This window comes from Nonomuraea sp. NPDC050643 (assembly GCF_040654715.1).
In the GTDB taxonomy this organism is placed as follows: domain Bacteria; phylum Actinomycetota; class Actinomycetes; order Streptosporangiales; family Streptosporangiaceae; genus Nonomuraea.
The window spans coordinates 1-19,960 of record NZ_JBFAIM010000111.1; the positions used below are offsets into that span (position 1 = coordinate 1).

The 19,960-nt window shown below is 66.6% G+C and carries 30 protein-coding genes and 2 pseudogenes; 8 read left to right on the forward strand and 24 right to left on the reverse strand.

From position 1 onward, the window contains the following. Window positions 1–105 precede the first annotated feature (105 nt). On the reverse strand, window positions 106–534 hold the full coding sequence (locus tag AB0I15_RS63765; protein ID WP_358119636.1) for a MerR family DNA-binding protein: 429 nt from the start codon (window positions 532–534) through the stop codon (window positions 106–108). On the opposite strand from AB0I15_RS63765, the gene AB0I15_RS63770 reads away from it, so the two are divergent. The 4 genes and pseudogenes from AB0I15_RS63770 (at window position 533) to AB0I15_RS63785 (ending at window position 3,478) form a co-directional block, all read left to right on the forward strand. Then, window positions 533–748 (forward strand): STAS domain-containing protein, encoded by a 216-nt coding sequence (locus AB0I15_RS63770; RefSeq protein ID WP_358119733.1) that lies wholly within the window; start codon window positions 533–535, stop codon window positions 746–748. The genes AB0I15_RS63765 and AB0I15_RS63770 overlap by 2 nt on opposite strands. 387 nt (window positions 749–1,135) lie before the next feature. Continuing rightward, window positions 1,136–1,498, forward strand: a pseudogene (locus AB0I15_RS63775) (IS5/IS1182 family transposase); the annotation flags it as partial. A gap of 280 nt (window positions 1,499–1,778) precedes the next feature. Continuing rightward, window positions 1,779–2,300, forward strand: a complete 522-nt coding sequence (locus tag AB0I15_RS63780; protein ID WP_358119638.1) for a sigma-70 family RNA polymerase sigma factor — start codon at window positions 1,779–1,781, stop codon at window positions 2,298–2,300. After that, entirely contained in the window at window positions 2,297–3,478 is a 1,182-nt protein-coding gene (locus AB0I15_RS63785) for a hypothetical protein (protein WP_358119641.1), read from the forward strand. The genes AB0I15_RS63780 and AB0I15_RS63785 overlap by 4 nt, the downstream gene beginning before the upstream one ends. Before the next feature lie 429 nt (window positions 3,479–3,907). Here the strand turns inward: AB0I15_RS63785 and AB0I15_RS63790 are convergent, their stop codons facing one another. From AB0I15_RS63790 to AB0I15_RS63815, 6 genes are read right to left on the reverse strand one after another with little or no spacing between them, the layout of a single operon-like run. Further along, complete coding sequence (locus AB0I15_RS63790) at window positions 3,908–4,501, reverse strand: alkaline shock response membrane anchor protein AmaP (protein ID WP_358119644.1); 594 nt, start codon at window positions 4,499–4,501, stop codon at window positions 3,908–3,910. Then, the gene (locus AB0I15_RS63795; protein WP_358119646.1) at window positions 4,498–5,127 is read right to left on the reverse strand and encodes a DUF6286 domain-containing protein; all 630 of its coding nucleotides are present in this window, start codon (window positions 5,125–5,127) and stop codon (window positions 4,498–4,500) included. The genes AB0I15_RS63790 and AB0I15_RS63795 overlap by 4 nt, the downstream gene beginning before the upstream one ends. Continuing rightward, window positions 5,102–5,428: a hypothetical protein gene (locus AB0I15_RS63800; RefSeq protein ID WP_358119648.1), complete on the reverse strand. Its 327-nt coding sequence runs from the start codon at window positions 5,426–5,428 to the stop codon at window positions 5,102–5,104. Before AB0I15_RS63800 ends, AB0I15_RS63795 begins: the two co-directional genes overlap by 26 nt. After that, window positions 5,425–5,610 carry a hypothetical protein gene (locus tag AB0I15_RS63805; protein WP_358119651.1) on the reverse strand — a complete coding sequence of 62 codons (186 nt, stop codon included), beginning with the start codon at window positions 5,608–5,610 and terminating at the stop codon, window positions 5,425–5,427. The genes AB0I15_RS63800 and AB0I15_RS63805 overlap by 4 nt, the downstream gene beginning before the upstream one ends. After that, window positions 5,607–5,984, reverse strand: a complete 378-nt coding sequence (locus AB0I15_RS63810) for an Asp23/Gls24 family envelope stress response protein (RefSeq protein ID WP_358119652.1) — start codon at window positions 5,982–5,984, stop codon at window positions 5,607–5,609. The genes AB0I15_RS63805 and AB0I15_RS63810 overlap by 4 nt, the downstream gene beginning before the upstream one ends. Continuing rightward, a complete protein-coding gene (locus AB0I15_RS63815) occupies window positions 5,981–6,472 on the reverse strand; it encodes an Asp23/Gls24 family envelope stress response protein (RefSeq protein ID WP_358119655.1) in 492 nt (163 codons plus the stop codon). Before AB0I15_RS63815 ends, AB0I15_RS63810 begins: the two co-directional genes overlap by 4 nt. 470 nt (window positions 6,473–6,942) lie before the next feature. Between AB0I15_RS63815 and AB0I15_RS63820 the strand changes: the two genes are divergently transcribed. After that, window positions 6,943–7,116 (forward strand): CsbD family protein, encoded by a 174-nt coding sequence (locus AB0I15_RS63820; RefSeq protein WP_358119657.1) that lies wholly within the window; start codon window positions 6,943–6,945, stop codon window positions 7,114–7,116. A gap of 718 nt (window positions 7,117–7,834) precedes the next feature. Here the strand turns inward: AB0I15_RS63820 and AB0I15_RS63825 are convergent. The 11 genes and pseudogenes from AB0I15_RS63825 to AB0I15_RS63875 all read right to left on the reverse strand — a co-directional run bounded on the left by AB0I15_RS63825 (window position 7,835) and on the right by AB0I15_RS63875 (window position 14,126). Next, window positions 7,835–8,146: a gas vesicle protein K gene (locus tag AB0I15_RS63825; protein WP_358119659.1), complete on the reverse strand. Its 312-nt coding sequence runs from the start codon at window positions 8,144–8,146 to the stop codon at window positions 7,835–7,837. Next, window positions 8,130–8,369 carry a gas vesicle protein gene (locus AB0I15_RS63830; RefSeq protein WP_358119662.1) on the reverse strand — a complete coding sequence of 80 codons (240 nt, stop codon included), beginning with the start codon at window positions 8,367–8,369 and terminating at the stop codon, window positions 8,130–8,132. The genes AB0I15_RS63825 and AB0I15_RS63830 overlap by 17 nt, the downstream gene beginning before the upstream one ends. Next, window positions 8,356–9,150: a GvpL/GvpF family gas vesicle protein gene (locus AB0I15_RS63835; RefSeq protein ID WP_358119665.1), complete on the reverse strand. Its 795-nt coding sequence runs from the start codon at window positions 9,148–9,150 to the stop codon at window positions 8,356–8,358. Before AB0I15_RS63835 ends, AB0I15_RS63830 begins: the two co-directional genes overlap by 14 nt. Beyond that, on the reverse strand, window positions 9,140–9,526 hold the full coding sequence (locus tag AB0I15_RS63840) for a gas vesicle protein (protein ID WP_358119736.1): 387 nt from the start codon (window positions 9,524–9,526) through the stop codon (window positions 9,140–9,142). Before AB0I15_RS63840 ends, AB0I15_RS63835 begins: the two co-directional genes overlap by 11 nt. An 8-nt stretch (window positions 9,527–9,534) precedes the next feature. After that, window positions 9,535–9,909 (reverse strand): gas vesicle protein, encoded by a 375-nt coding sequence (locus AB0I15_RS63845; RefSeq protein ID WP_358119668.1) that lies wholly within the window; start codon window positions 9,907–9,909, stop codon window positions 9,535–9,537. A gap of 33 nt (window positions 9,910–9,942) precedes the next feature. After that, window positions 9,943–10,167 (reverse strand): gas vesicle protein GvpG, encoded by a 225-nt coding sequence (locus AB0I15_RS63850; protein WP_358119670.1) that lies wholly within the window; start codon window positions 10,165–10,167, stop codon window positions 9,943–9,945. A gap of 41 nt (window positions 10,168–10,208) precedes the next feature. Further along, complete coding sequence (locus AB0I15_RS63855; protein ID WP_358119673.1) at window positions 10,209–11,003, reverse strand: GvpL/GvpF family gas vesicle protein; 795 nt, start codon at window positions 11,001–11,003, stop codon at window positions 10,209–10,211. Between the two features lie 209 nt (window positions 11,004–11,212). Further along, window positions 11,213–11,413, reverse strand: a pseudogene (gene gvpJ, locus AB0I15_RS63860) (gas vesicle protein GvpJ); the annotation flags it as partial. Between the two features lie 61 nt (window positions 11,414–11,474). Then, the gene (locus AB0I15_RS63865) at window positions 11,475–12,734 is read right to left on the reverse strand and encodes an SRPBCC family protein (protein ID WP_358119676.1); all 1,260 of its coding nucleotides are present in this window, start codon (window positions 12,732–12,734) and stop codon (window positions 11,475–11,477) included. Window positions 12,735–12,739: 5 nt separating this feature from the next. After that, complete coding sequence (locus tag AB0I15_RS63870) at window positions 12,740–13,222, reverse strand: hypothetical protein (RefSeq protein ID WP_358119678.1); 483 nt, start codon at window positions 13,220–13,222, stop codon at window positions 12,740–12,742. A 457-nt stretch (window positions 13,223–13,679) separates the two neighbouring features. Further along, entirely contained in the window at window positions 13,680–14,126 is a 447-nt protein-coding gene (locus AB0I15_RS63875; protein ID WP_358119681.1) for a DUF4383 domain-containing protein, read from the reverse strand. 589 nt (window positions 14,127–14,715) lie between these two features. Between AB0I15_RS63875 and AB0I15_RS63880 the strand changes: the two genes are divergently transcribed. After that, a complete protein-coding gene (locus tag AB0I15_RS63880) occupies window positions 14,716–15,291 on the forward strand; it encodes a GNAT family N-acetyltransferase (protein WP_358119683.1) in 576 nt (191 codons plus the stop codon). A 126-nt stretch (window positions 15,292–15,417) separates the two neighbouring features. On the opposite strand, the gene cas5e is transcribed toward AB0I15_RS63880, so the two are convergent. The 4 genes from cas5e to AB0I15_RS63900 are packed head-to-tail and all read right to left on the reverse strand — an operon-like array spanning window position 15,418 to window position 17,108. Continuing rightward, on the reverse strand, window positions 15,418–16,221 hold the full coding sequence (cas5e, locus tag AB0I15_RS63885; protein ID WP_358119686.1) for a type I-E CRISPR-associated protein Cas5/CasD: 804 nt from the start codon (window positions 16,219–16,221) through the stop codon (window positions 15,418–15,420). Then, window positions 16,218–16,406 carry a hypothetical protein gene (locus AB0I15_RS63890; RefSeq protein ID WP_358119689.1) on the reverse strand — a complete coding sequence of 63 codons (189 nt, stop codon included), beginning with the start codon at window positions 16,404–16,406 and terminating at the stop codon, window positions 16,218–16,220. Before AB0I15_RS63890 ends, cas5e begins: the two co-directional genes overlap by 4 nt. Beyond that, window positions 16,372–16,617 (reverse strand): type I-E CRISPR-associated protein Cas7/Cse4/CasC, encoded by a 246-nt coding sequence (locus tag AB0I15_RS63895; RefSeq protein ID WP_358119739.1) that lies wholly within the window; start codon window positions 16,615–16,617, stop codon window positions 16,372–16,374. Before AB0I15_RS63895 ends, AB0I15_RS63890 begins: the two co-directional genes overlap by 35 nt. Then, window positions 16,614–17,108 (reverse strand): type I-E CRISPR-associated protein Cas7/Cse4/CasC, encoded by a 495-nt coding sequence (locus AB0I15_RS63900; RefSeq protein WP_358119692.1) that lies wholly within the window; start codon window positions 17,106–17,108, stop codon window positions 16,614–16,616. Before AB0I15_RS63900 ends, AB0I15_RS63895 begins: the two co-directional genes overlap by 4 nt. A 392-nt stretch (window positions 17,109–17,500) precedes the next feature. On the opposite strand from AB0I15_RS63900, the gene AB0I15_RS63905 reads away from it, so the two are divergent. Beyond that, a complete protein-coding gene (locus AB0I15_RS63905) occupies window positions 17,501–17,632 on the forward strand; it encodes a hypothetical protein (protein WP_358119695.1) in 132 nt (43 codons plus the stop codon). Between the two features lie 11 nt (window positions 17,633–17,643). Then, the gene (locus AB0I15_RS63910; RefSeq protein ID WP_358119698.1) at window positions 17,644–18,918 is read left to right on the forward strand and encodes a serine hydrolase domain-containing protein; all 1,275 of its coding nucleotides are present in this window, start codon (window positions 17,644–17,646) and stop codon (window positions 18,916–18,918) included. Window positions 18,919–19,460: 542 nt separating this feature from the next. On the opposite strand, the gene AB0I15_RS63915 is transcribed toward AB0I15_RS63910, so the two are convergent. Both AB0I15_RS63915 and AB0I15_RS63920 read right to left on the reverse strand, forming a co-directional pair. Next, the gene (locus AB0I15_RS63915; protein ID WP_358119701.1) at window positions 19,461–19,616 is read right to left on the reverse strand and encodes a hypothetical protein; all 156 of its coding nucleotides are present in this window, start codon (window positions 19,614–19,616) and stop codon (window positions 19,461–19,463) included. Between the two features lie 32 nt (window positions 19,617–19,648). Then, window positions 19,649–19,852 carry a hypothetical protein gene (locus AB0I15_RS63920; protein ID WP_358119704.1) on the reverse strand — a complete coding sequence of 68 codons (204 nt, stop codon included), beginning with the start codon at window positions 19,850–19,852 and terminating at the stop codon, window positions 19,649–19,651. Window positions 19,853–19,960: the final 108 nt, after the last annotated feature.

A 19,960-nucleotide genomic window follows, 5' to 3' on the forward strand; every position in this document is an offset into this window, starting at 1 on the left:
ACCCGGCGCGAACTACGCCAGGATCCCCTATAACCCCTCTCGTGACTGATAGGTGTTTTTAGCCCTATCTGGTGCATTTTCTCTGACACACCCCGATGAACCTGCTCACGGTGCCGAGCAAGGCCATGAGCGGGCAGCTGTACGGGCCATCCAGTGACCGAGGTGTCCGGGTGGCAAAGACGGAGCCACGGGCCGCAGCCCGAGGTCCAGGGCATCGCCTGTCACCACACCGCGGGTCCGGCCGGCGGCGGCGACTACCCGTCGCTCGCGGTGGTGCGTGGCGGCCGGCCCGGCCTGAGCGGGCCGCTGTCGCAGGGTCTGCAGCGCGGTGCGGGTGGCCAGCAGTTCGGTGATGCGCTGGTCGACCTGCTGCAGGTGGGTGTCGATCAGGGCGGTGACGTGCTGGCAAGGCGGCTGGCCGGCGTCGCGGATGGCCGGCCTGTCGGAGGTCACCTTCAGTTGTTCCTTCTCGTCAAGGGGTTCGATGTCACCGCTTCGCATGCGCCATGAACACCACGAAGACGTGACCTTCATGGACAGCACCGGCCTGCGTGTGCTGCCGGACGCCTTCACCGTTGCCGGGCAACACGGTGGTCGTGTCCACTGGACCGCACTGCAGGGCCCGCCGGCCCGTCTCATCGAGATCACCAAGCTCAGTGAACGCTTCCGCCTGCACACCAACACCGCGATCGCGTTGGCGGCCAGCTTGACGGCACCAGATCTGCCGGCAGCCCGAGGGGCGGTTTGAGCTGAACAGAGAGCCGGCGTGCCCCCCGGGGCGCGAATTATCTGGGGCGTCCCGTTATGCGGGGCCAGGCGAGGGCTTCCTGGTCGAGGGGTCTGGAACGGGCCCGAGCGCGGCATAACCCGGGCTGTTAACGACGGCGAGGTGGTTGTCGGCGGGCCGGGGGCGGTAAGGCGGGTGCCGATGGGAGGGGGGCCGACGAGGGCCTTCTCCCTGCATGGCGAGGTCATGGATTCGGTGGCGGTGTGGCCAAGCCAGAGCGCGAAGGGGCCTGCGATTATGACGCCCTTCTGGCCATCCCGGACCACACCGACCAGCAGAACCCTCGCCCGGCTCCGCATAACCGCGCGGCCCAGATAATTGTTCTTATGCCGGTCCCGGCATAAGGGCAAGAAGATCGCCGGACGCAAACGCAGCATCATCACCGACACTCTCGGCCTCCTGCTCGCCGTACTGGTCACCGCCGCCGGCATCTCCGACAGCGCCTACGGCACCACCGTCATCGAGGACGGCGCGGCCCTGGGCATCGATGTCGAAGTCGTCCGCCGCAACCCGGCGACCAGAGGATTCACCCCGTTGCCGCGGCGCTGGGTCGCCGAGCGCACGCTCGGCCGGCCGATGCTCCACCGTCGCCTGGTCCGCGACTACGAAGCCCGACCCGACCGCTCCGAAGCCATGATCCACATCGCCATGATCGACCTCATGAGCCGCCGCCTCACCGGCGAGAACACCCCCACCTGGCGCGGCACCTGAACCCGGAACCAGACAGGATGAAACGCCCACTAAATGGGCTGCTGCGTCGGGGGGCGAGGTGGCGATAGTGGACGGATGATGCGGAATCGCCGCTATCGCGCTGATCTCATCGATATGCCGAGTGGGCGCTGATCGAGCCCCTGTTACCTCCGTCCCGGACTTCATGGTGTCGCCGCTTGAGGCCGATTCAGCAGGATGAAGGTTCATTCACTAGAGCCGTTCCATCGAAGCGTGCGGGTGTGGGACGCAGCGGATCGAGGGCGGCGCGCGTTACTAGGTCATGAACAGTGAGACAGCCGCCCGCGCACCCGCGTCGCCGGACTCCGGGACGGTGCTGGCGGCCCTGTACCAGGAGCACTGGCTCGCCCTGGTGCGCCTGGCCGTGCTGCTCGTCGGCGACCGGGAGAGCGCCGAGGACGTCGTCCAGGACGTCTTCTCCCGGCTGCATGGCAAGCGCCCCGGTGTGCTGAGCCTGGCGTATGTGCGCGTGTGTGTGCTGAACGCTTCCCGCTCGGTCCTGCGCCGACGTGGCGTGGCCGCGCGGGCGGCGGCGCCCGGCCGAATGGACGAGCCGGTGGGCTCGGCGGAGACGGCCGCGCTGCTGGGGGAGTCTAGGCAGGAGATGCTGACGGCACTGGGCCGGCTGCCCAGGCGGCAGCGCGAAATCCTCATTCTGCGTTACTACCTCGATTTGTCCGACGCCGACATTGCGCAAGCGACGCGCGTCAAGGAGAGCACCGTGCGGTCCACCGCCTCCAGGGCCTTGGACCGCCTCCAGCGCGAACTGGGAGGCAAGGCATGACCGGCATCGAGGAACGGCTCAGGGACGCGCTGATCGCCAAGGCCGATACCGTACGCGACGACGGCCGACCGCGTGCCCTGCCCGCGCCGCGCGCGCGCCTGTCGGCCACCCGCTGGTGGGCGCCGCTGGCGGTGGCGGCCGCAATCGCGCTCATGGTGACGATCACTTTCGTGGCCACGCGTTCGATCGCCCCGCCCTCGCCGGCCGTGCGGCCCACGCCCTACGTCGGCCCTCTCGCACCGCCTGTTGAGCAGGTGTGGCCGAACGCCGTGCACGAGATTCCGACCACCGCGCCGGGGAACCGGGCGTTCAAGCCTGACGTGTTCGTCACCGATCGCGTCGTGGTGGGGCGGGGGCTCACCAAGAACCGGCCGGACAGCATCTGGGCCTACGACGTGCGCAAGCGCAGGTTCACCAGAATCGCGAGCCTGGTGAACAGGTTCATCACGAATGAGCCGGTGGTCTTCGGCGACGGGTATGTCGCGTGGTCGGGTTTCCGCGACCGTAAGACGGAGATCTGGGCCGTGCCGGTGACCGGCGGCGTCCCCCGCCGCCTCGGCTCGGTAACCGCCACGATCACCAGCGAAAATATGATCATGGGGGCCGACCACCTGGCCATCGCCGACGGCGCCGTGGTGTGGTCACCGGAGGAGGGCGGCGTCTACCGACTCTCGCTAAAGGGCGGCAGTCCGACCCTGATCAGCGGAACAAGAGGGTTCTACCTGGTCGAATGGCCCTGGGCCGGCTGGCCGCGCAACGAACGCATGGTGGATCACCCCATCCCCCGCCCGATGGAGCATCTGAAGAACGTGCTGACCGGCGAGACCAAGGACGCGACCCCTCCTTCGGGCCGGACGTCGTGGGATGGCTGCGGAGTGATGTGGTGCTTCAACGACATCGAGGCCTGGCGGCGCGACGGCACCGGCCACCGTGCCCTGCCGGGGCAAGCTACCCATGGCGACCTCTACTCGGGCCGCTACATTCTGCTCCACCAACGTGACCCCGCCGGCAAGAGAGCCTCGGCCGTGCATGACCTCGCGACGGGACGCACCGGTCTGCTGCTCCATACCCCGACGCGCCGCGGCGACAAGGCACCTCCTACTCTGCACCTGCAACAGGGGATGTTCTGGTACCAGACAGGGCGCGGCACACAGGTTCTAGTCCATCTTGTTCCTTGACGCCCTTATGAACGGCGATCGATATGCCCATGTACGTGATTACGGGCTCTTATCACGTACATGGGCGATCACGGTGGCACTTCGAGGGGCCTCAGTCTTCTTCAGTGGGTGCTTGAGAAGGGTCGATAACGGTGGGCGTGTCCGCTGCTGCGTCGAGGGGCGAGGTGGCGATAGTGGACGGATGGTGCGGAACCGCCGCTATCCCTCTGATCTCGCCGATGCCGAGTCTGGCCTTGCGGCATTGAGATAGGCGCCTTGCCTCTCCAAGAGTTAGAGCAACCGACCACGTGGTCGCGGTAGGCGACGTCGCGAGTGAGGATTGAGGAGGCGTGACCGAGGACCTCCTGCACGAACTGCTTCGGCGACGCGGGCGGCAGGCCGACCACCGGGGTCATAACGTCAGCCCGGCCGTGCGGCACCGTGTCGGCTTCAATGCACTTCGCGGGTCCGCCCACTCGTGTCGAAGCGGAGCCGTACCACGGCGGGCATGTATTCCAGGCCTAGCGCGGCCCGCAGGTCGGGGAGTGCCTCGTCGTGCAATCGGGTGATCAAGGCATCCGGATGCGCCGAAGCTTGCGAGGTCACTCGCAGGTCCAGGACGGGTATATCCGGCTTCCCGCGCAGCGAGGCCCGCACGCGCCGCACGCCCTCGTAGGCGCTCACCTGATCGGCCACGGCTTCGCTGGCCTGCCTGCCGCCGATCTCGGTGACCCCGGACGGGCCGGACTCCAGGCGCATGCGACCCAGGCGGTCGAGCCGGAACTGAGCGAGCAGCCAGCTCAGCCCGATAACGCCCACCACGACGCCGCCGGCGGCGATGGCTGGCCAAAACCAAGAGGTGGAGCGGGCGAAGGCGGACACGGGAGCAGGCAGCAACGGCGCCCGAGCCGCGTTTACGCCGAAGACGCCCAGGCCGCGCGCCAGGGCGGCGCCGCCTGCCACGAAAAGGATCAGGCCGAGCAGCGTCAGGCCGGTTCGGTTTCCCCACGCGATGCCCCGGCCAAAGGCTCTGCCTCGTCTCATGACGCACCTCTTACCTTGGCCTTGACCGTGTAGCGACCGACCGGCGCGAGCCTGGACAACTCGGCCTCCACAGCGGTCCGTACGCGCTCGTGTATCGCGGCTGTGTTGCGCAGCTTCGTGCTCACGCGTATGGTCACCCGCCGCCCGAACACGTTCGCCCGTGCCCGGCGCACGCCGTCCACCTGGGCCGCCACCGTGCCGAGCACTCGGGCCAGCATGCGCCGCGGCATGCTGATGATCATGTGGGAGTCGCCGCTGCGCAGCGGCACCAGTCGGGGCCGGCCGGAGATTGTCCCGATCAGGATGAGCAACATCCCTGCAATCCCTATGGCCACGGCGCACGCCATGACGGCGGTGTCCTGCCAGGTTGAGGCACGGGCCCAGTCCGCCACGCGATCGTACGGCACGATCAACGCCGGGCGACCGAACATCGCCGAGATCGTTTCCACCGCGGTCACCAGCCCAGCCGCGAACAGGACGAGTGCGGCGATCGCAGCCGGAACCTTCCGTCTGGTGCGAAAGAAGCGCCCCGCCCCCATCCCGCGCGCGGACGCGCGGGGTTTAGGGATTTCCCCGGTGGTTCGATGGGGTTCGGGGGATTCAACCCCCGCGTGGAGAGTCGTCATAGCCGCTCCTCGGTCCTGGCACGAGCCGGACGATATCGATGTCGACGTTCTCAACGGTGATGCCGGTTAGGTCACCCACCCGGCGCATGAGCCGCTCGCGCGTCTCCGCCGCGACCTGCCGCACCGGTGCCGGATAGCGAACGGCGATGCCGACCCGCACGGCGGCGACCGCTCCGCTGACAGACGCCGACACGCGTGGCCTTTCCGCGAGCCGGTCGTCGGCGGCGGCCACCTCTGTTGCGATCTTCACGAACGCGCGCTCGGAGACTGTGGTGGCGCCGTGCCCGGCCGTGGCGGTCACTGCCGCCTTGCCCGAAGCGTCGGCATCTCGAAGCCGCCCTCGAAGATGAGCCCGATGAAGAAGCCGACGGCCCCGAGGACGAGCACGATGAGGAAAGCGTTGAGGCCGCCAAAGGCACCCACGATTCCTAGGATCGTGCCGAACGTGAGGCCGACGACAGACCAAACAGGGAACTGACTCATGATGATCTCGCCTTTCTCTTTTCTTCGATGCCGGTGACATCGTCGACCGTCAGGTTCACACGCCTGCCGTCGGCCAGCAGGGCTACAGCTTCGCGAACCTCAGCGGCGACTTCGGGTATCGGTCTGCCGTACCGGACGGCCACATGAATCTCGATCTCCTCATCGCGCAGGCATACCCCTGACACGGATTCGCCTGGAAGGTATGTGGCAACCGTCCCGAACGGGCCGCCGGTGAGCGCGGCGACGCCGGGGCAGGAGGCCACCATCTCGGCAATCCGCCTTGCATCCGGAGTGGTCCGGGGCTGCGTGATCCTCGGGTTCGCGGGAACCGCCGGGTCGAACCTGAGGTCCGTACGGCCCCTGCCCGTGGTCATTGAACCCGCGCCCCTCCCGTGGTGCCTGAGGACTCGTCCTGGCTCGGTAGGTAGACGTCGTCCACCGCGACGTTCACCTCGGACACCTCAAGCCCGCACATCCGCCCGACGACTGTGATCACGTTGTCGCGGACCGCTGCGGCGAGGCCCGGGATGGCCACGCCATAGTCGACAACCAGGTCGATGTCCACGGCTGCTTGGCGCTCGCCGACCTCAACGGCGATACCGCGGGTCACGCCGTTCTCGGCGCCGAGTCTGCCCTTGAACGCGCCGAACGCGCGTGCTGCGCCGGTGCCGAAGTCGTGAACCCCGGAGATCTCCCGGGCAGCCACGCCCGCAATCTTCGCGACGACGTTTTCGGCGATGGTGGTGCGGCCCCGGTCGGTCACCAGGCTGGAGCCTGCCGTACGCCCCGCAACCGCATGGTCGTGGGCGCTCTCTCGCTGAACTGGCACACCCTGGGTCGATGGCGCATTGGTCTCCGTCATATGAATCCCCCCTTTGGCCTTTCCGGGCGACCTTGTCACTTTTCAACCCCTATATCCACATATACCCCTTTCGGTGGGGGAAAGTGTGGAGCTCGGGGTTAGGTTGAGTCACGGGCCCGCCTCGACTTGCCAAAGTCCTTCCTGGGTGGTCGGTATTGCAAGGGCTTTTAGAAGGCGCCGACCTATGGGGCCGACAGATCAAGCTGCTCGCGACCCGGCCGCTGAGGTCAGGCACCCGTCACCAGACGGCAATGTTCGGTCAAAATCTGATGCGGCAAGAGATGGCGCTCCGGCGACTCGCCTGGGAATTCCGTCAAGGTGCTGCCGCCTTAGTTCGACGCATGCATTCACCGTCTCAGGTTTTACCCACATTGACGAAACCATGAGATCGACCAGGTATTCTCTTACCCACTTTCCGGGCAGTCGTCCATTGGCGGACATTTGCCATATAGCGGGAAGGAAGCCCGAAAATGGGTATAAAGAGTAAGATCTCCAACAAGGCCAAGGAGCTCAAGGGCAAGGCTAAGGAACGAACCGGAGAGGCCACAGACGATAAGATTCTCAGGGATGAAGGCAAGACCGAAAAGGTCAAGAGCAATCTCAAGCAGGCTGGCGAGAAGGTGAAGGACGCCTTCAAACACTGATCCCGCCAGAGCGCGCAGGCGGCGGATTCCCACAGCGGCTTCCGTCGCTTGCCGGTATCACGGTCTCGCTCCACTCAAATCTCCAACGTGTACGCCCGGTGTTGCGTCGAGAAGGCCCGCGTACGCCGTCTCGAAGTGCCCGCCAGGCAATCCAGTCAGGTCATGACGATCGCCCCCAGGAGGAGAACAATCTCAAGATGACGACCTGGCCGTGACGAAGGTGGCGGCATGCCGACATCCTGCGACAGAGGCCGAAGCCGGCCACGTCGGCGAGCCAGTTGGCAGGGCGGCGAGAGCCAGAGAGACCAGATGCTCACGTCCGGCGATCCCGATCGTCTCAGCCCCCATCGACCCCCGCCGTGCGTCAGTCGAGGGCGCCTTAGAGGCAAAGTCGAGCGAGCCCCCTTGAGACACGGACGCGATTACGGAGGTGCGTCGTCCTGCGAGATGCAGTGGCGTGACCACCACAATGATCGTAAGCGACGAGACTGGGACCCACGGCTCGCGATACCGGTGTTCTTTCAGCCGCGCCAAACTGCTGTTCACGGATCACGATCTTGAGCACCGGCGCAGCCATGTGCCGGGTCCCGACGAACGCCGGATCGCCGAGCAGGCGCGGCGCGGCCTCGATCAGGCCATGTGCGGAGGATGTCCGTACCATTCACAAGACTCAGACATAAATCGCAACACACTCAGATCAAAAGCCTTCGCAGACATTTCAGTCAGCCGGGAGCAAGGTACCGAGCGGGCCGAGGTCCAGGTTGAGGTCCTCCGGTGCCAGACCGAACCGCTCGCAAAGGTCGGTCATGGCCTCTTCCAACCGCATCAGGGTCAGTCCCAGTGCCTCCACTTGCTCGTCGGTCAGGTCACCGCGGTCCATCCGCCGCACGCACTGACGCTCCACGAGTTGGCGGATCAGCTCGACCAACGTCAGGACGAGGCGGCTCAGGTCACGCTGCACGCAGTCGGCGTCGGTCTCCAGCCGCCACCCGTCCGGTTTCACTGCCGGCCGGTCAGCCTGGTCCGTCATGCCGCAGCCCTCCTTCGATCGCATCATGCTCCCTCACGGACACCAGCAGTGCTCGCAGGGAGATCCGTACAAGGTCGATGCCGGAGATGGACAGGACGATGTCACCCGTCACCACTACCCCGCTCGCCAGCATCCGGTCCAGCAAATCGACCAACGCCACCCGCTGCTCGGGCAGGCGACCCTCGGCGGCGAGCCGGGCACCCCGCGGCTCAGGAAGGGCCACCGCACGCCGCCTCGCCGTCCGGCTCGAGCGCGGCGAAGGAGTAGGGCGCCCAAGGGCCGATGAGCTCAACAGCGACACCCTGCCCTGCGATGCCCTCGATCGTCCGTACGAACTCGTCGGCACGCTCCTCATCCACCAGGTAGGCGCCATTAAGCACCATCGGCTCCTGTCGTCCGGACAACTGCGGGTCCTGGGCCCGGTGACGTCTACCGACGACAGCGATGCCCATCAGTGCATCGTGCACGGCTTGAGCGCGTTCAGCGGCCCGTCGCCAGTCCGCCTCCCGTCCGCGCAGGGCAGCCCGGCGGCGGTTCAGGTACGCCGTTCCCGGTGCCGCGCCCTGCGGCTCGAGGACCAGTTCGGGGACCGGCTCGGGAACACCCGCTACCGTGTAGGCCTTCACACCCCACTCCCAGCGGCCTGCCACTCGGGAGAGCACCGAGTCGAACTCGTGGTACCTCGTAGCGAGAAGCTCCCTTACCTGTTCTTCACCCGAATAGACGGTGATCAGCCGAACCGGGGCCGTGGGCCGCATCCGGGCGACGGCCTCCACGACCCGGTGGTGGGTGCGCGCGGTCTCTTCCAGCCAGCCGAGGTCCTCCATCGACCGCCGCAACCGCTCCTCACCGAACTCTTCGAGCGACACCGTAGTGAGGAAGGCGGCAAGGCCGCGGTGCACAAGACAACGCACAGGCTCGCCAGCCACGCCCACGAGGCCGTCAGGCTCTTCGCCCCCCTCCCGCGTGATCGCGTACACGTAGACGCCCTGGTCAGCGACCATGCTCGACCGCCTGAGTGGAGCGGCGGCCGACGCTCGCGGCGTCCCTTTCCTCGGCCCGTACGGCCAGCGTTTCCTCCAACGTCGCAAGACGGCGCCGCAGCGTGGCGTTCTCCTTCGCCAGTTCCTGGTTGTCGCCAGTGAGCCATGGATCGTGCTCCCACCAGTCGATGCCCATTTCGCGAGCCGTCTCGACCGAGGCGATGAGCAAGCGCAACTTGATCGTCAGCAACTCGATGTCAAGCAGGTTCACCTTGATGTCGCCCGCGATCACCACACCCCTGTCGAGCACCCGTTCCAGGATGTCTCCAAGGTTCGCCGACTCGCGGCCGCCGTAGGGGGAAGGAGTGGAGTCACCTATGTACGGGCTCGACCGCACGGCGGGGCTCACCACGCGCCCTCTGCGGCTGCGCCGCTGGCCCGCTTGTAGCGGCGTGTCCGGCGGTAGGAAAGGAGATTGCCCCCCATGTCGAGATCGACATTGTAGAGGGCCAGGATGTCCCCAGAGGATGGGATGCGGCGGTCCTCCACGACTTCAACCCCGACCAGCCACCCGTCGTCCGTCGGCTCGACCAGCGTGACGCCCTCGACTTCCTTGCCCGTCAGCGAGGTTATCGCGTGCAACCCCGCCTCGCCCGCCTCTGCGGCCGGGAGCTCCGCGGTGATCTCGCGAGACGGCTCTGCCTCGCGGCGGTCGTCCGCGACGTGTCTGTGTGCTGTGCGGTCGCTCTCGGTTCCCTGCCTGGCAGGCAAGAGAATCACCCCCGTATCCTTGGTGCGGCCTCCCGTCAGTGCTTACCGACCGGCCATCCTCTGCATGATCTCCTCCACCGCCCGGGCCGCCTCCTCCTCGGAGATCCGGCCGGTGGCTCTGGCCTCCTCCACCTGTTCCAGGTGGCGCCGGACCACGACTGGATCGTGCGTTTCCCGCTCGACCTGGTCTCTGAGCATCTCGCCCAGCTTGATGACCGCGTAGATCGGCATGAGTGGCCAGCCGAAGAGCAGTGTTCCCAGTCCCATCGGTTCCCACTCCTCCATATCGTCACTCTCTGTAATAGCCGTCAGCTCGTCGTGACGAAGTCGTAGGGTGCCAGCGGCCCCAGCAAGCGCATCTCGACGCGGCCTGACCACTGGCTGGCCAGCCTGTCCACGGCCTGTTCGAGTTCAGCCTGTCGGCCCTGCTCCATCAGCACGGCCACGTGCGCGGCGTCGCGCTCGTGGCTGGGATTGCGCAGGACCACCTGTTCGCACAGGTCCAGGAGATCCTCGACCACCGTTTCCGTGTCCGTCTCGCGCTTGCCCGCGATCGTGCGCTCGATGATCTCCCCCAGCCGTATCCGCTCGTTGCGTGTCGCATCTGCGGGCAGGCCAGCGATCCGCCGGCGAAGCTCGGCTGCTTCCCTGCTCTCCTCCAGTATCTCGGTCAAGATCGCCCGCTCGTCGTACCGCGCCTTGATCACGTACTGGGCCAGGCCCTCCAGCTGTTGCAGGCCGTCAACAAAGGTGTCGTGGTTCGGCTTCAGCAGTTCCTCGACCACGGCTTCGGGACTCGTCAGCACCGCTCCGAACCGGAACGGCAGCACCGGGACCTCCATCGCGGTCTGATCGAGAAGTCGCTGATGCGCCTGGAGATCTGCTGGCCGACCCAGAGGGCGATCCGCCTCCACGTCGCTCACCAGCGCGGCAATCTGCCCGAATGTCACCAGCCGCACCTGCCCGGCGGGTTCGCCGACCCCTTCGATGCCGGGCGCCATTTCCACATCTCCCGGAACGATCCCGTACACATAGGAGGCGCTGCTGTCCGTACGAGCCCCTGCGCTCTCCTCTGGCCGGGAAGCTTGTCTGCGTTGCGGCATGGTCAACCATCCTCTCGGCGGTGGCGCCGACGTGGCTGTTCTTCGCGGCCAGCGGAACCGTCCAGCACGTCGTCCTGTAGCTCTTCGCCAGCGGGCTCCACCGCTCCCTTGACCGTCGCCTTCTCCTTGTCGATGGCCCTGGCCTGCGTCACGCCCTCGACGACCTCCGGCAGGCCCTTCTCCGTGGCCGACAGGTCAAGGCGGTTGGCCGCCTCCGCGAAACGCATATAGGTGTCCACGCTCGCAATGACGACTCGCGCGTCGATGGTCAGCACTTCGATGCCGACAAGAGAGACTCGGACGAACGCGTCTATGACCAGGCCCTTGTCGAGAATGGTGTCGATGACGTCTGCCAGACCTGACGCCGAGGCGCCATCGCCCCCTGGTATGCCGCGGCTGGCGGGTTGCATGGTCATATCGCCTCCCTGATGATCGTTGGCAGGGTCTTCGCCGGCATCCCTCAGACGCGGGCTACTCGGTCCGGGTCCGGCGCCGGCGGATCGGACGTTCCTGCTCGGGGGCTCGGCGGTGGGGCGCTCCGGGCGTGCGACGCGCGGTGGCCCTCCTCGCCGGGGGCTTCTCTTCTTCCTCGGGCTCCTCCTCTCTCCACATGTCCTCTTCCTCTTCGCCCTCTTCAGGCTCCTCTTCCTCTTCGCCCTCCTCGGGCTCCTCTTCCTCTTCGCCCTCTTCAGGCTCCTCTTCCTCTTCGCCCTCTTCAGGCTCCTCTTCCTCTTCGCCCTCTTCAGGCTCCTCTTCCTCTTCGCCCTGCTGAGCCTGCTCCTGTTGGATGGCGCTCTCGTGGTCCATGACGACTTCGCCATCACGGATTTCGCCACGCCAGCCCTGCACTTCGTCGGGGTTCTGCAGGAGGTGCGCCATCACATGCCGTCTGAAGTGTTTGAGCTCCAGCCGTACCCGTCGCCCCTGAGCTCGCCACAAGTTGCCTGTCCGCTCGAACAAGCCCTGGGGGTGGTACTCCAGTACCACCAGGATCCGAGTCAGATCAGGAGTGACCTCGTGGAAGGTCACGGCTCCGTCGACGTACCCCTTCTGTCCCTCGGAGTGCCAGATGATCCGCTGGTCCGGGATCTGCTCGGTAACGTGGGACTTCCACATCCGGTGGCTCAGGAAGACCTGAGCCTTCCAGGAGAGCTTCTCGTCGGCATCCTGCTTGACGGTCTCGACCTTCTTCATGAATTTCGGAAAGTCCTGGAACTGGGTCCATTGGTCGTACACCAGACGTCGTGGCGCACCAATGTCGAGCGTTTCGACGATACTGGTGAGCTTCGCGTGGCCGCCTTTCCCGCGGCCGCCGGTGATCCGCTGCACCATGCCCTTCAGGCCGCCCATCAGGCCACCCTTGAGCCCGCCCTTCAGAGCGCCGCCCAACATGCCGCCCGGTTTGTCCGACCCTGTCACCGCACTCATCAAGCCCTTTCCCCCGGTCTCGACGTAGTCGGTGAGCCGGCCAGTCAGACCGTCGAGTTTGTTTCCCGCCAGGGAGAGCGCACGTGTGCCGGCCGCCTGCAGAAGACCTTGGGCCGACTGCACCAGCCGATCCATCGGCAGGTTGTCGGCCAATCCCCGACCAGCCTCCCCGGCCTTGCTCACAGCTTCCTCGGCGCCTTTTCCCGCCGTGTCTTTCGCGGCTCGGCCGGCCGTCTCGGCCGCGCCCGCTGTTCCACGGACGGCTTCGGTCGCCGCTTTCGTCGCTGTTGTTGCATCAGCCATTCCACTCACCCCCGTGACTGGCCAGCCCGCCGGACAGGACGCGTTGGCCGCTGCGCCTTGCTTTTCTCTGGCTGCTCGGGCTCCTCGGGTTCTTCCTCCTCGTAGCCCTCTTCCTCGTAGTCCTCGTCCTCGGCGGCTGCAGGCTCCTTTATGGGCTGGCCTGCCGCTTTGGCGCCCTCGGGCTCCCGGATGGATTCGGCGCGCTCGTGCAACTTGCCGCTCAGGGAATCGATCTGCCTGCTCGTGGCGGCGATGGCAGCCGCCTTGCCGACCTCAACGAGTTCGCCGCGGAGACGGTCGGTGATCTGCTGAAGCTCTGCGGAGGAGCCGACGGCCTTGATGCCCTGCGCGAGCAGGCCACCCTCTCCGCTGCGCACGCGTCCCGCCAGCCCCGCCGCGGCCAGTGCTGCCGCCATCCGTAGCTTGCGGCGCCGTCCGAGGTAATAGCCCGCGAGTACGGCGAAGGCTACTTGCAACCTAGTCGACATGATCAGCACTCCTTCACTCGCCAGCCATCCCCATGTGCGCGCATTAGCCGTTTGGGGACGTACCGATGCCTCTCCGCCTGGACCTGCCCTCAAAGGGGACGAAATACCATATATCGGACAAAAGTGGCGCGGGCTTGGCGAGATAGGGACGCGTAAGCCACCAGATCTGCCCGCAGAGGGAGGGGCTGTTTTGAACTGAACGGAGAGCCGGCGTGCCACCGAAGCGCCGGCTCGTGGCAGCCGTCCCGAGCAGGCGTGGACGTCGGCCCGTCTCGACCTCAGACGGTCAAGAACGGATGAATGTTCACCCTGAGCACGTCAGAACGCATCAATGATCAGCGTCCCGCACGATGACGTGTGTGGCCTCCGATGGGCCCCGGGACGACACGCAAGAGCCGTTCCCTCCCAAGGCATGGTCTTCCCGCTGAATGAGCCAGGCTCCGCCGTGTCCGGACGGCTACCGAGCAGCGGTCACATGGCGACGGCTCAGCAGAAGGCCCAGGGCGATCATGCCGATGCCCAGCACCAGATGCAGCCAGTTGTCGGCGGCGTTGAGCGGGACGAAGTTGGCCGAGCTTTCATGGCCGATGAGCATGCCGTAGACCCACAGCACCAGGTAGACGACGCCGCCACCGATGAGGAAGTTGCGCGCGCCGCTCCAGGTGCGGGCCATGAGGACGCCGGCGATGCCGAACAACAGGTGGACGACGTTGTGCAGGATGGAGACCTGGAAAACACCGAGCAGGAGTGCGTCGGACTGGTGGCCGGCGAACTGCAGGTCGCCGTAGTTGGTCGTGATGCCGGGAATGAAGCCCAGCACGCCGACGAGCAGGAAGACCGCCCCCATGACGAGCACGGCGAGCTGCACGGGCGTTCGTACGGCGGGAGTGCGTCGGGTGTTCATGAGACCCTCCCCTTTTCGAACTCATCTCTCCCCTACCCCCAGGCACGAGCTCATGCGTCTTCGCCGGCCGCAAGCGCTGTCGGCCCTCTCTGTCAGACTGCTGGGCAGCAGCAGCACGTGCACCAACTGCGGCCGATGCACCAGCGGACGAACGTCATCCGCACCCGCTGGTGGTACATCACAGGTAAGCCGACCCGGGGCGACGGTAGAGCTCGCACCCCCTACCCCTCGACGGCGCGTGGAACCCGAGAACATCGGGCGCGGTTTGTGAAGTCCTCTGCACTGATTCCCGAGGTCATCTTCAAACTGACTGATCTGAACGCGCCTTGCTCATCCGAGCTTCGCGGTACGCCGACGCCCTGCGCGGCGCCACCCAGACGGAGCCGACGACCCGCCCGCCCTGTGACACCCGACCAATCCCGCCCCGGCCTCCGGGCCCACTTGATTTTCAGGACGCGGGTTTCCGGGAGCCCTGGTCGCTTCGGTGTCCTGTCGGTTCCTGTAGGGCGATCGCCGCGTCGTTGTCGGAGATGTCGTCCGCGGCAATCCGTTTGTGTATCACCACAGCCCGCTGTCAGTATGAGGGCCCATGCGTCACCCTCTTGACACACTGGACTGGCCGATTTCCACCGAGCGGCTGCTGTTGCGCCGGGCTGCCCCCGATGACCTGGACGCGACCTGGGCCTTCCGGCAACTGCCGGAGACTCACGAATGGGTCGCGGCCGCCACAAAGACCTACGACGACTACCGTGAGCGTTTCCTCCGCGAGGAGCGGCTCGTAGACCTGCTCATCGTCGAACTGGACGGCCGGGTGATCGGCGACCTGACACTGAAGGTCCAGGACGGTTGGGCCCAGGAAGAGGTCGCTGACCAGGCGGAAAGCGTCCAAGGAGAGCTCGGGTGGACGCTCGATCCCTCCTATGGCGGCAAGGGCTACGCCACCGAAGCGGTACGCGCCCTCATCGACATCTCCTTCAAGAGTCTTGGCCTGCGCCGCCTGCACGCGGACTGCTTCTACGACAACGAATCCTCGTGGCGGTTGATGGAGCGGGTCGGGATGCGCCGCGAACAGCACACGGTGAGAGACTCACTCCACCGCACCAAGGGATGGCTCGACGGTCTCTCATACGCGCTCCTGGCCGAGGAATGGCCTGCTCACGAGTGATTACGGCGGAGACGCTTGAAAGCCCTCGCCGGGACGAAGATCACGCTGTCACGTCGCGTTCTTCGGTCAGGCTCTTTTCGCGCAGTGGGTTGATTCTGAGGCGGGACAGGTAGGTCATGGCTTGCATCACCAGCCCAGAAGGGCGAACGGGTCGTGGTTGGGCGGGTTGTCCGGGGTGTTGCGGGCGTTGGCGAATCCGGTCGGCGGGCTGATCCACAGGTGCCGGACGCGGCGGCTGGTGAAGCGGCGCTCGCGGGGGGCGAAGGAGTGCGGGACGTCGGTGCGGGAGTCGTCGCCGTCGGGGTCGTCGAGGGTGGCCGGCAGCCGGACGGTGTCGGGGCGGCCTCGGTCGCGGGCGTAGAGCTGTTTGGCGGTGTCGGTGGCCTGCCAGGGCACGGCCTTCAGCACGGCGAGCAGCGGGCCGGGGCGCACATCGAGGAAGAGCGGCTGGGTGGGGACGCAGGAGCGGCGGCCGAGGGCGAGGGGGAAGGCGGGGCGGCGGACGGCCTGGGCCAGTGTTTCGATCAGGGTGGCGGGGCCGTGCAGGGCGGCGAGGAAGACGGCGTCTTGGAGGTAGAAGCGCTGGGTGATGTGGGTGTGTTTGGCGGGTGAGGTGGGCTTTTGCACGCCCTTGGCGGACACGCCGGCTTGGGGCAGCGGGCGTCCGCGGTAGTCGCTGACGGTGTGGTAGTCGCGCAGCAGGCTGCCGGGCTGGTCGACGCGCACGCCGAGGTGGAGGCCGAGCAGGTCGTCGATGCGGTCTTCGCGCTCCCGGCCGCAGGCGGCGGCGAGCAGGCCCAGGACGCCGGATCTGGTGGGTTCGGGCCGGGTCTCGCGCCGGTTGAAGACGCTGCGGTCGCCCCCGGACTGCAGGGGGCCGGCCAGCCGCAGCACCAGGGTCGCCTGAGGGGTGGCTTGTGGGGTGGTCATCGGGCTTGTCCGATCTGCTCGGCCAGGCGGGCGTGTACGCCGGTGATCAGCGCGGAGAAGGGGGTGTTCGGGCCGAGGATGGTGGCCAGCCGTTCGCCGGTGTGCCGGTCGGGGTCGAAGGTGTGGCAGACGGCGACGTGCGCGGGGGTGTCACCCCATTGGCGGGTGGCGCGGTCGTGTTCCACGGCCAGCCGGACGGCGGAGTCGGCGGCCAGGCCCTCGCCGTCGTCTTCGGGTAGGAGCGGCTTTTCGAAGGGCGGAGACGAGGTTGACCGGCTGGTCTTCGCGCACGACGACGGCGAGCAGGCTGGGCAGGGTGCGGTGGGCGAAGGAGTGTTGGTGGCCGGAGAGGATGGAGCGGGCGAAATGCTGAATGAAGGCGTCGACGGCGGTCAGTCGAACTCCAGGTCGACGGCGTGGGTGGACAGCGCGTGGGCGACCTGGACGGCGGCGTCGACGTTGAGGGCGGGGATGTCGGCGACCATGCGGCCGAACAGCGCCACGTCCATCGGGTGGCCTTGCTGGAGTTGCGCGGCCACGGGGAGGTCTGTGACGGCCTTGGCCAGTTCCTCGTCTTCCAGAGCGGTCAGGTCGGCGGCCTGGTCGGCGACCAGGCCGATGATGTCCTGGAGTTGGCGGTAGCCGAAGAACAGCAGGTAGGCGGTGTCGCCGGCCTTCTTGCCGGGCTTGATGCCCAATGGTTGCAGCAGCGCGGTGGCCAGCCGGGTGGCCCGCTCGGGGGCGTGCTGGGCGAAGCGAGTGCGGGTGGCGCGCTTCCACGCCTGGGAGGACCGCCGTGGATCGTCGGGTGGACTCCGTGCCGGCAGGCACCTCCTGTCACCGACGATCCGACTGCCTCTTCTCGTCGGCCCTCTGCTGCTACACACGACTCGTCCGCCTCTCCACGGAGGACACCGTTTTGCCGAGGGCGTGGAGCGGAAAATCCTGCGTCACCATCCAGGTCGCGCTGGTGCGCCGAAGTCCGTGATGGGCTAGATCGAGGGAGACAGAGTGTGTCGACCATCTGATCCCGGCTTGTGGCGTCTCACACTGTCGCGGTGGTGAGCATCCGGCCTCGGTCAAGTGACCGCGTCACGCGCTTGGGGCATTCGTGCGTGCCTGACGGGGGCGCCGGCACGCCACTTGTCGGTTGTGCGGAAGCCCAATCAGGAACTGCATGCCTGACCTGATGTCGGTCCAGCCGGACTCGGACCGGAGCCGGCCACTGGCGTCGGCGTCGATCAGGCCATGAGCGGTCGCGAACACGACGATTGCGAGCGTGGTGCTGGGCGAGCTGCGCTGGCCATCGACGGCGTTCAGTACCTCTGAACTGGAACTGTCGGTAAGAAGCGATGGAAACGCCGAGGAAACAAACGCCGTGATTGCATCGCTGGCGCATCTGTTCCCGTGACAGGAGATTCCATGGCATTGCCGCGTCCCTCGCCCGACCATGCCCCATCGCGCCGTTCGACCCTCGGACTGCTGGGCGCCCTCCCGTTGGCGGCCGGTGCTCTGGTGGCCGCGCCGGGAACCGCCGAGGCGAACACCGCTGCCTCGGCGGGTTCTGGCCGGATTCCGCAGGACCTGCGCCCTGGAGGGGCCTTCGACCGGTACCTCAAAGAACTGGCGGACAAGGATCAGTTCTCCGGCACCGTGACGATCGCCCACCGTGGCCGTCACATCCTGGCCCGCGCCTATGGTTGGGCGGACAAGGAGAACAAGGTACCGAACAAGATCGATACCATGTACGCCCTGGCCTCCACCTCCAAGCTGTTCACGGGGCTGGCCGTCGTACAGCTCGTTCAGCGGGGCAAGCTCAAGTTCTACGACCTGGTGAGCAAACACCTGGACGGCCTACCGGCGCAGATGGCCCAGAGCATCACCGTGCACCATCTTCTGACACACACCAGCGGGTTGGGTGACGCACGGCGTCCCGGTGAGAAGCCGCCGCCGGAGAAGATCTACAACAGCTACGAAGAGCAGATGGCGGCATTCTGGGCAAATCTGAGGACCTTCGAGCTGGAGTTCACCCCCGGGACGAGGAAGGCCTACAGCAGCATGGGCTACAACCTGCTCGGCGAACTCGTGGCGAGGGTCTCCGGCATGTCGTTCCAGGACTACACCCGCCAGAACATCTTTCTTCCGGCCGGCATGAAGGACTCCGCCTATTACACCCGCCGCCAGTGGCTGGCCGACAAGCGCATCGCCCATCCGTACATGTATCAAAAAGACGGGACGCGGGTCGACGCCGTCCGCAATCTCGACAAGGGCTCCGTCTACGGCGACGCAGGCCAAGACAGCAACTCCGCGCGGGGATGGATGGGCACAGGCGGGGGAAACGGCTTCTCCACCGCCCCCGACCTCGTCCGTTTCGCGGCCGCGCTGCAAGCCGGCAAACTCGCCTCCCGGCCCTACACCGAGCTGTACGTGAACGGAAAGATCTCCGCCAAGCCGCTGAAGGAGGACACCTCCGGCAGTTCCCTTCGCGGCGAGACCTTCCAGGCGTACGGGCCGGTGGCCCCCACCTTCAACAACCAGCGCATCATCACCCACGGAGGCGGCGCCGGAGGCATCTCGACAAGCTGGTCTCTCTACCTCGACACGGACTGGACGGCCATCATCCTCAGCAATTACGACCTGCAGAGCATCGAGCCCATCATCGACCTCGAACGACGCCTGATCACCGGCGCGCGGTAGCTCCAAGACCGGTAGTGCTTTGTTGAGCCCAAGGAATCCCATAGACGATCTATGGCTGCAGGCCGGGATCGTAGGACACACGAGATCCGCGTACGCATCGCCGGCCAGTCACATGGTGCGCGAGGATGTCGGCCGCTGGAAATGTGAGAGCGCACAGCCAGGCTACGCGCTGTATCTCTGGACCCGTTACACGAAGTCCTGGCCGCGGTTGACCAAGCAGCCGTTTTCATCCCCGTGCGAGAGGCTGCTGAGCACACCATGATCGCGAGGCTGACGTCCGCCTGATGGCATGGCGAGAACCCTGGTGGAGAGGCACAGGCTGTACCGGGAGGAGATGGTGAAGTCCGTCGGCCGGGTCTGGTTGGTCAGCGGTTGGTTCCAGCGGATCGTCTCGCTGCTGGGCGCCGTACAGGTGAGGTCGAGCAGACCACCACACCAGCGGCCTCGATCACGGTGCACCCTCGGTCTCGGCACCGTCTCCTCCTCACCGGCCTGATCACCTTGGAGATCACCTCCCTGTGACAGCACCCGGTGATGGTGATCTACAGGGTGACCGCCCCGCGGATCGCGGGCGACGTCCCCGCGGGGCGCCGGTGCCACGTCCGATGGCCGAAGTAGCCGAGCACGGCCATGTTCGCGCGGCACCCGCGGATGATGTCGATCGGGCTGCGCCCGCGCGTCATCGACAGACCGGCCACGCTGGCGGGCCTGCTCCGAGTGCTCGACCGGATCAGCTCTCGGCCAGGTCGAAGCAGTCGATGGCGTAGCGGGCGATGGCGTAGCGGGCGAAGCCACCGGCCGTGAAGAACCGGCTCTCGTAGAACTCGGTGTCGTTGACGTCCAGCGAATAGGGGGCGGCTTCGAGTCGACCTGCTCGCAGTAGGGCTGGAACAACGCGGTCGGGGGTCGGCCAGGGAACCACCCTGGGTGCCACCGGTGCGCTCTACGGCACGCGCGACGCCCCGGCCGTGCAGATTGCCCGCCTTCACCATGGACGCCCTCGGCACCACCGCGGCGGGCGATACCTTCGTCGGCGCACCCG

Excerpts from the sequence above, each read along its gene's own strand:
- AB0I15_RS63855 (WP_358119673.1), bottom strand. The coding sequence starts at position 11,003 with ATGCCGCAACGCAGACAAGCTTCCCGGCCAGAGGAGAGCGCAGGGGCT.
- cas5e (WP_358119686.1), bottom strand. The coding sequence starts at position 16,221 with ATGACCACCCCACAAGCCACCCCTCAGGCGACCCTGGTGCTGCGGCTG.
- AB0I15_RS63770 (WP_358119733.1), top strand. The coding sequence starts at position 533 with ATGGACAGCACCGGCCTGCGTGTGCTGCCGGACGCCTTCACCGTTGCC.
- AB0I15_RS63825 (WP_358119659.1), bottom strand. The coding sequence starts at position 8,146 with ATGACGGACCAGGCTGACCGGCCGGCAGTGAAACCGGACGGGTGGCGG.
- AB0I15_RS63815 (WP_358119655.1), bottom strand. The coding sequence starts at position 6,472 with ATGACGGAGACCAATGCGCCATCGACCCAGGGTGTGCCAGTTCAGCGA.
- AB0I15_RS63865 (WP_358119676.1), bottom strand. The coding sequence starts at position 12,734 with ATGGCTGATGCAACAACAGCGACGAAAGCGGCGACCGAAGCCGTCCGT.
- AB0I15_RS63780 (WP_358119638.1), top strand. The coding sequence starts at position 1,779 with ATGAACAGTGAGACAGCCGCCCGCGCACCCGCGTCGCCGGACTCCGGG.
- AB0I15_RS63785 (WP_358119641.1), top strand. The coding sequence starts at position 2,297 with ATGACCGGCATCGAGGAACGGCTCAGGGACGCGCTGATCGCCAAGGCC.
- AB0I15_RS63795 (WP_358119646.1), bottom strand. The coding sequence starts at position 5,127 with ATGACGACTCTCCACGCGGGGGTTGAATCCCCCGAACCCCATCGAACC.
- AB0I15_RS63835 (WP_358119665.1), bottom strand. The coding sequence starts at position 9,150 with ATGGTCGCTGACCAGGGCGTCTACGTGTACGCGATCACGCGGGAGGGG.
- AB0I15_RS63880 (WP_358119683.1), top strand. The coding sequence starts at position 14,716 with ATGCGTCACCCTCTTGACACACTGGACTGGCCGATTTCCACCGAGCGG.
- AB0I15_RS63810 (WP_358119652.1), bottom strand. The coding sequence starts at position 5,984 with ATGACCACGGGCAGGGGCCGTACGGACCTCAGGTTCGACCCGGCGGTT.
- AB0I15_RS63805 (WP_358119651.1), bottom strand. The coding sequence starts at position 5,610 with ATGAGTCAGTTCCCTGTTTGGTCTGTCGTCGGCCTCACGTTCGGCACG.
- AB0I15_RS63910 (WP_358119698.1), top strand. The coding sequence starts at position 17,644 with ATGGCATTGCCGCGTCCCTCGCCCGACCATGCCCCATCGCGCCGTTCG.
- AB0I15_RS63790 (WP_358119644.1), bottom strand. The coding sequence starts at position 4,501 with ATGAGACGAGGCAGAGCCTTTGGCCGGGGCATCGCGTGGGGAAACCGA.
- AB0I15_RS63870 (WP_358119678.1), bottom strand. The coding sequence starts at position 13,222 with ATGTCGACTAGGTTGCAAGTAGCCTTCGCCGTACTCGCGGGCTATTAC.
- AB0I15_RS63765 (WP_358119636.1), bottom strand. The coding sequence starts at position 534 with ATGAAGGTCACGTCTTCGTGGTGTTCATGGCGCATGCGAAGCGGTGAC.
- AB0I15_RS63875 (WP_358119681.1), bottom strand. The coding sequence starts at position 14,126 with ATGAACACCCGACGCACTCCCGCCGTACGAACGCCCGTGCAGCTCGCC.
- AB0I15_RS63850 (WP_358119670.1), bottom strand. The coding sequence starts at position 10,167 with ATGGGACTGGGAACACTGCTCTTCGGCTGGCCACTCATGCCGATCTAC.
- AB0I15_RS63820 (WP_358119657.1), top strand. The coding sequence starts at position 6,943 with ATGGGTATAAAGAGTAAGATCTCCAACAAGGCCAAGGAGCTCAAGGGC.